The sequence below is a fragment of the Mesorhizobium sp. M7A.F.Ca.US.005.03.2.1 genome (genome assembly GCF_003997795.1).
Taxonomy (GTDB): Bacteria; Pseudomonadota; Alphaproteobacteria; order Rhizobiales; family Rhizobiaceae; genus Mesorhizobium; species Mesorhizobium ciceri.
Genome location: NZ_RZRP01000910.1, coordinates 1 through 2413, shown reverse-complemented (window position 1 = coordinate 2413; position 2413 = coordinate 1). Strand labels below are relative to the sequence as shown.

4 protein-coding genes are annotated in these 2413 nt (G+C 63.6%); 1 reads left to right on the top strand and 3 read right to left on the bottom strand.

What is annotated here, in order from left to right; genetic code table 11:
- Positions 1–341 (bottom strand): MarR family transcriptional regulator (locus EN991_RS32410; RefSeq protein WP_127370270.1); only part of this gene is annotated, 341 nt, incomplete at its 3' end.
- Between the two features lie 259 nt (positions 342–600).
- On the opposite strand from EN991_RS32410, the gene EN991_RS32405 reads away from it, so the two are divergent.
- A complete protein-coding gene (locus EN991_RS32405) occupies positions 601–1233 on the top strand; it encodes an HAD family phosphatase (RefSeq protein WP_127370269.1) in 633 nt (210 codons plus the stop codon).
- 84 nt (positions 1234–1317) lie between these two features.
- On the opposite strand, the gene EN991_RS32400 is transcribed toward EN991_RS32405, so the two are convergent.
- Positions 1318–2085 (bottom strand): class II aldolase and adducin N-terminal domain-containing protein, encoded by a 768-nt coding sequence (locus tag EN991_RS32400; RefSeq protein ID WP_024502042.1) that lies wholly within the window; start codon positions 2083–2085, stop codon positions 1318–1320.
- 77 nt (positions 2086–2162) lie between these two features.
- A partial coding sequence (locus EN991_RS32395; protein WP_164769535.1) for an urease accessory protein UreG occupies positions 2163–2413 on the bottom strand: 251 nt, incomplete at its 5' end.

Below are 2413 nucleotides of genomic sequence, written 5' to 3'. Positions count from 1 at the left end.
CATCCGATCGCCAACTGCCTCGATCTGGCGGCAGCCGCCTCGGCGATGCCGATCGTGGTCGAGGACGAGTTGGGGTCGCTCGGCACCACTTCGACCAGATCGAGCGCAAAGCGCGATCTCAGCCGTGCCGCCAGATCGAGGCAGTTGGCGATCGGATGGTCGACGCGAACCTTGATCAAGCCCTCCGACACCGCCAGCGATACCAGCCGCTGCGCCGTTTGCCGCGAGATGCCAAGCGTCGAAGCGATCTGGTCCTGTGTGTTGCCGGCAACATAATAAAGCCAGCCGGCACGTGCCGCATCGTCCAGCCTGTTGCTGCCACCATCCTGCCGGCTATTCAAAGTCCTGCCTCCCGAGACCGCCGGTCATGAGAGCGGCCCATGCCCACTTTCGCAGGGAACGGCCTGCTGCGCAATTGTCAAATCTCGGGGGCAATTGCTTGCTGTCCCTCGGCGTAGGCACGGCCCAGTTTCTCGTCTCCCCACGATGTCCGTCTCGCCAAGAGACTTGGCTGCGGTCCCGGCAGGCGGCACGTTCTTGCGCTCCGAAGGTTTATCTCCCGGCTCAAACCCTTTAAGGGATGGCAAAAAGGAGCCTCGCATGACGCCGAAAGCGGTTTTCTGGGACATGGACGGCACGCTGGTCGACAGCGAACCGCTGCACGAAGCTGCCCTGGTGGCGGCGATGCGCAATGTCGGCCTTGTCCCGCCGGACGATCTGCATGAGCGCGTGCTCGGCGTCGCCGCCTTGCCGGTCTACGAGATGATGCGCGACGAGTTCGGCCTGGACCTGCCTTTCGACGACTGGATCCTGCGCAAATACGAACACTACCTGCCGCTGGTGGAGAGCTTGAAGCCGCGCCCCGGCGCGATCGAGATCTTCAACGAGCTGCGTGCAAGAGGCATCCAGCAGGCCGTGGTCTCGAATTCGGACCGGATGATCGTCGACGCCAATTTGAGCATGGTCGGCCTGATCTACCCCGGCATGAAGACGATCAGCCGCAACGACGTGCGCGAAGGCAAGCCGCATGCCGAGCCATTCCTGCGCGCCGCGTATCTGGCCGATGTCGATCCCGCGCAGGCGGTAGCGATCGACGACAGCTGGCCGGGCGCCATGGCAGGGCTGGCGGCGGGAATGAAGACGATCTTCTGGCCGGAAAAGCCGATGGAAGGCCCGCCCGGCGCCATCGTCATCAACAGCGCCGAGGAATTGGGGAAAGAGCTGGGGCTCTGAGGAAAACCGCCCAGGTCGGCGCCGCCCCTCATCCGCCTGCCGGCACCTTCTCCCCGTATAGTGACGGCATGGGGAGAAGGACGCTCAATTCCGGTAGACCGGTTCCTGCTCGTCGAGGATCGCCTTCAACTCGCTGAGATGGCGTTCGGCCTGGCCGGGGTAATCGTCCATCTCGCTCGCCGCCTTTTCGGCGATCGCGTCGGACAGCGTGCGCAGCGGGCGGCCGGTCCACAGCGCCTTGATGTAGGTCTCGGCGGCGCGCTCGAAATAGAACATGCGGTTGAAGGCATCGGCGACCGTGTCGCCGATGACCAGCACGCCGTGATTGCCCATCACCATCACCTTGACCTTGGGATCGACGAGAAGCTGCGAGCAGCGCTCGCCCTCCTCCTCGAAGGCCAGCCCGCCATAGTGCGCGTCGACCACATGGCGGTTGAAGAACATCGCCGAATTCTGGTCGATCGGCGGCAATGTCGAGTCAGCGAGCGATGCCAGCACCGTGGCGTGGATCGAGTGCACATGCATGACGCAGCGCGCGTGACGCACATTGCGATGGATGGCGCCATGCAGCCCCCACGCCGTCGGGTCGGGCGCATTGGGGCCGGAGAGCGTTTCCGGATCGTTGGCATCGATCATCAGAAGGTCGCTCGCCTTGATGCGCGAGAAATGCACCTGGTTGGGGTTCATGAGGAATTGTGTGCCCTCATCATTGACGGCCAGCGAGAAATGATTGGCCACCGCCTCGTGCATGTTGAGCCGCGCCGTCCAGCGGAAGGCACAGGCGAGATCGACGCGCTCCTCATAGTAGGGCAGGTTGGTCAGCGTTTCCTTTTGCAGACGGGCAAGGCTCATCGAAAAATTCTCCGGTTTCGGCAAGAATGCCGTGGCCAGCCCATTCCCGCAACCGGTTTTGGTTGGTGCAGGGATGCTCACGCCGCCGTGCTGGCAGCGGCAGCGCCGGCTCGCAGGCCGCCATGCTCGATGATGAAATCGATCACCTCCTGCAGTCCCTTGCCGCGCGACAGGTCCGTGAAGCCGAACGGCCGCTTGCCGCGCATGCGGCCGGCGTCGCTCTCCATGACATCGAGATTGACGTTCACGTAGGGTGCCAGATCGCTCTTGTTGATGACCAGGAAATCGGAGCGGGTGATCGCCGGCCCGCCCTTGCGCGGAATCTCCT

Bases quoted from the DNA above. Each gene is read 5' to 3' on its own strand.
- EN991_RS32405 (WP_127370269.1), top strand. From the start codon at position 601: ATGACGCCGAAAGCGGTTTTCTGGGACATGGACGGCACGCTGGTCGAC.
- EN991_RS32400 (WP_024502042.1), bottom strand. From the start codon at position 2,085: ATGAGCCTTGCCCGTCTGCAAAAGGAAACGCTGACCAACCTGCCCTAC.